This is a genomic window from Methylophaga sp. UBA5088 (assembly GCF_002414625.1).
GTDB classification, from domain to species: domain Bacteria; phylum Pseudomonadota; class Gammaproteobacteria; order Nitrosococcales; family Methylophagaceae; genus Methylophaga; species Methylophaga marina.
In genome coordinates this window covers 2,712-6,863 of sequence record NZ_DIAC01000133.1, presented here as the reverse complement: position 1 = coordinate 6,863, position 4,152 = coordinate 2,712, and the positions used below count along the sequence as shown (strand labels likewise).

Genomic DNA, 4,152 nt, shown 5'->3' with positions numbered 1-4,152 from the left:
CGACTTGATCTAGCCTTTGTGCCCCCCAATGGAATGCTGAGTCGCAACATGGCAAAACGCTGGCTGCCACGCGGATCGTCATGCTGGTATTCCAGCCCCAGCGATAAACGCGAACCTCTCGACAAGAAAGGTAATGCGTTGAATTTCATCTCTAATCTTGCACGCGGTCCCTGGATGATTCTGCCCGGCTGTCGGTAAACCGGTAACCACCGGCATAGATACGTAATTGCTTATCGTCCTCGGGAGAAAATACGGGTATACGCCAACCGATTTCAGCGTCGTAACCGCTCATGGAACGTTCTTCACCGGCACGATAGGTGATAGCTGTGCCGGAAAAATCGACCGTGTCTAAACTTTCTTCAAAGTGGCTAGTTTCTCCTACGGGGATATAGGCATTGGCTCGTAAATCCCAGTCCATCGACAAGGCTTCGACACCTAAGGTCACTTGGTTGAAGAAATTGTCATAGGGGCTTTTACGACGGTCAAAATAACCATAGCCACCGAGGTTCCAACCATTGTCCAGCATGTGGCGAAGACCCACACCGATATTGCCTTCGTAGCTGTCATCGTTATCCATACGGCCGCGTAGGTTGGCAAACAGCAGACTGTCGTTGTTTTGCCAAAGCGGTATCAATAAATCTGCTTCACCCAGGCTACGCTCGTTACCCAGTTTGCCTTCAAAGTCGATGCGTGGCTGCCACTTATCAGTTGAGGGGGCTGTTTCAGCTTTGGCGTCAGCGATAGTGACAAAGCTGGCGGTGAGCATGAGAGAAAGCAGTGTTTTGTTCATCAACGTTCCTTACTTCTAAATTTTCATTTGATGCTGGCTGAACATGAACAAAGGTTGAGTGAGATTTGCATCCATGCTCTTCGCAGTGCATTATCGATATGTAATGCAGCATATTTTTTGCTTTTTCGCCGAAAATCCTCGCAGAATTTCGACAAATCAAAGATTTTTCAAAACAAAAAGTTGTTATTCGGTTAGAACAAACGGTTTAACAATCTGACTGAAATGTGTTTGTTAAAGCGAAAATTCAGACATGCATATTAGGTAAAGACACAACGCGGTGATAGTCACTGATTAGTGACACTTTTGATAATTAAGTTATAGAAACACACATGGAAGACTTTCAAAAACAAGCCATTCATCAACTTTGGGATGAGATGGCGGCTAGCAGTGCATCTCGTTCACTGGAAATGTTAGACAACACACTGCAAAGACTGGCCGATCTGGTTGATGCTCAGCAGGCCTACTGGATAGGCTCGTTAAGAATTGAAGCTATTGCTGAAAATGACCCGGCCTCTGGCTGGCGAGCTCGCCACAATTATTATCTGCATCATACCGCCGAACGTGAAGCTGTTCGAAAAGAACACTACCGTCGGCTCGATAGTGGTCAGGTTGATCCCAGTATTCTTGCTAACCTTAAGAATGCCGGCACATTCAGAATCAATATTAAACATGAGATGGTGCCACCAGAATGGTTTGAGTCGGAGATTTATAAAAAGCTGTTTGTGCCATTTGATATTCGTGATGTCATTTTCGTGGCGACGCCAATCAGCCCTGATGTGGAATCATGGATGATATTTGAACGCGGCGGTAAAGACTGGGTGAATTTTGGTGAAGCAGAACGCCAGTTATTGGATTATGCCGTGCGTCCGACAAAGTGGTTCCAAAAACAAGTCACATTGCATCATGGTATTTATCTCGCCGAAGAAACACTGACTGCAGCCGAGCGTCGGGTGTTGAGTGGCCTACTCACTGAGAAGACAGAGGCCGAGATTGCCGATGAGCTGGGCCTAAGTCATAGTACGGTTCACACGTATTGCGTTCGTATTTGTCGTAAATTTGGTGTGCGTGGTCGCAATGGGCTTATTTCATTATGGCTTGGCGAAACACAAGAATAAACTTTCTATCCAAGAGAAAAATCTGAACACTTTTTTCAGTGTGTCATGCTACTGAAATCGGAGCTAGTCAGGCATCATCAGAATGGCATCCGTTCAGTGTTAGAACGCCACAATCTCGTCTTATTTAGGACCTGTTATTCGCTCAGCGTGGCGAATCCATGATCCCATTTATCGCTTTCTGACATCGTAAAATTGGTGTTTAGCGCTCGAAAACGGCTAGAGGATGTGTCGTAATGATATGCATCATCACACGCTGACCTGGTTCTGCGATGTTTTCATGACTGCAACGAATTTTCACCGTTGCTCCAGCATCGGTTTTGACTCCATATAGACGAGCACTGCCTTCATAACGACTCCAGATAATTTCGCCATTACCCCCTTCGTCGAGCGTTAATGAGAGATCGTCAGGTCTAAGTAATAAATCCACCTCACCTTGTGCATCATTGACGGGGGAGGCTGGTGCATTACCTAAAGCAGTGGCGACAATGTTACTACCGGTATTAAGTGTGCCGGGTAGAAAGCTGGCATCACCGAGAAAACGAGCTACAAAGCGACTTTGTGGTTTACTAAAGCAGTTTTCTGGTGTGTCGATTTGTTGTAGTTTGCCGTCTTTGAGGATGCCAATACGGTCACCAACAGACAGGGCTTCTTCCTGATCATGGGTGACCCAAATGGCTGGTACACCTGCTTCTTTTAGTGCCTGACGAATTTCCCAACGTAAATCATCTTTTAAGGCTGCATCCAGATTGGAGAGTGGCTCATCCAGCAACACAAAGGCAGGCTCATGTGCCAACGTTCTAGCTAGTGCCACACGTTGTTTTTGACCGCCTGAGAGGTTTGCCGGTTTGGCATCACGCCAAGGCGTCAGGCCCAGTAATTCGATCCAATGGTCGGCTTTAGCATTGTCTTTCAGTTTGAAGCTGACATTCTCTATGACGGTCAGGTGAGGAAACAAGGCGAAGTCTTGAAATACCATACCGACCTGACGTTTTTCCGGGGCAATGGTTTTGCTGGCTGTGACCGTCTGTGAGCCCAGCTTGATTGTGCCTTTGGAAATGGGAATGAGTCCAGCTAATGCTTGGAGAATGGTGGTTTTACCACAGCCTGTGGGGCCAACCAGTGTCAACAACTCAGCATCACCGAGTGTAAAGCTGAGATTATCCACCACTTTTTTCTGCCCGTAATGGACAGAAACATTCTGCACTTCAATCATGAGAGAGAGGGTTCCTCTTCGATGACATCCGTCTGGTTCCAACGCTCACCATAAAACATGATGGCCATAGCCAGAGCGGAAATCACTACTAATAACAATCCGGGGATGGCTGCCTGACCAAAATAACCGGCTTCATAAACGCGCCATAAATAGGTGGCCAATGTTTCAAAGTCTAGCGGGCTCAGGATCAGCGTTGCCGGTAATTCTCGCATGACTTCAAGGAATACCAAAGCGCCACCGGCAACAATGCCACGAATGCTCAGGGGTAAGGTGATGCGACGGAATGCTTCTTTCCGGCTGGCCCCTAGTAATCGAGCCGCTTTTACCAGACTTGGATCAAGGCGTTCAGAAGTCGAACGAATAGAACCAACTGCAAGTGGCAAGAAGCGCATCACGTAGGCCAACACCAACAGAGTTAGTGTCTGGTAAAGGAAGGAAAGTTGTAAGCCGACATAGACCAATGCGGTGCCCATAACAATACCGGGCACACCAAAACCGAGATAACTTACGCGTTCCATCAGGCGACCAAACTTACCACTGATGGCTGCCTGTGCGACTGGTAAAGCAAAGATGACGGTAGCAATGGCAGCGAAGAAGGCAGCATAGGCTGAGTTCCAGGCATAAACCAGTTCAAAGTTACCGGCGCCTTCACGCCAAAGCCAGATACCAAAAACAGCTAGTGGTAATAAGATAGACAAGGCAATAACAGGCATTGAAGCCAGCAACATTGCAGAGGTGCGTAGTTTACCGGGCCATAAGGTGAGGGATTTCCCTGGTCTTTCGTGTGTGCCTTTGACCCGTGACTCAATAAACAGGATCAGTCCCACAATCACCAGCAATTGCAGTGATAGCATCGCCGCTTGGCTGAGACCGAAGCTGTTGTATTCCACATAAATCATGCGGGTGAAGGTATCCAGCCCTAAAATGGCTGGCGTGCCAAAGTCAGAGAGGGCATACATGGCTGCGAGTAAGACACCAGCAGCGATACCATTAGCAATACGCGGTAAAACCACTGACCACAGGCTGCCGAGCAA

The 4,152-nt window shown here is 47.6% G+C and carries 4 protein-coding genes; 1 reads left to right on the top strand and 3 read right to left on the bottom strand.

Annotated elements, in window-relative coordinates; translation table 11 throughout:
• Nucleotides 1-151: 151 nt before the first annotated feature.
• Nucleotides 152-790 carry an inverse autotransporter beta domain-containing protein gene (locus B4K20_RS16445; RefSeq protein ID WP_289283747.1) on the bottom strand — a complete coding sequence of 213 codons (639 nt, stop codon included), beginning with the start codon at nt 788-790 and terminating at the stop codon, nt 152-154.
• Nucleotides 791-1,119: 329 nt separating this feature from the next.
• On the opposite strand from B4K20_RS16445, the gene B4K20_RS16440 reads away from it, so the two are divergent.
• Nucleotides 1,120-1,905: a response regulator transcription factor gene (locus tag B4K20_RS16440; protein WP_289283746.1), complete on the top strand. Its 786-nt coding sequence runs from the start codon at nt 1,120-1,122 to the stop codon at nt 1,903-1,905.
• 199 nt (nt 1,906-2,104) lie between these two features.
• Here the strand turns inward: B4K20_RS16440 and B4K20_RS16435 are convergent, their stop codons facing one another.
• Both B4K20_RS16435 and B4K20_RS16430 read right to left on the bottom strand, forming a co-directional pair.
• Nucleotides 2,105-3,118: an ABC transporter ATP-binding protein gene (locus B4K20_RS16435; RefSeq protein WP_289283745.1), complete on the bottom strand. Its 1,014-nt coding sequence runs from the start codon at nt 3,116-3,118 to the stop codon at nt 2,105-2,107.
• Nucleotides 3,115-4,152: ABC transporter permease (locus B4K20_RS16430; RefSeq protein ID WP_289283744.1), on the bottom strand; the 1,038-nt coding region annotated here is incomplete at its 5' end. The genes B4K20_RS16430 and B4K20_RS16435, both read right to left, overlap by 4 nt.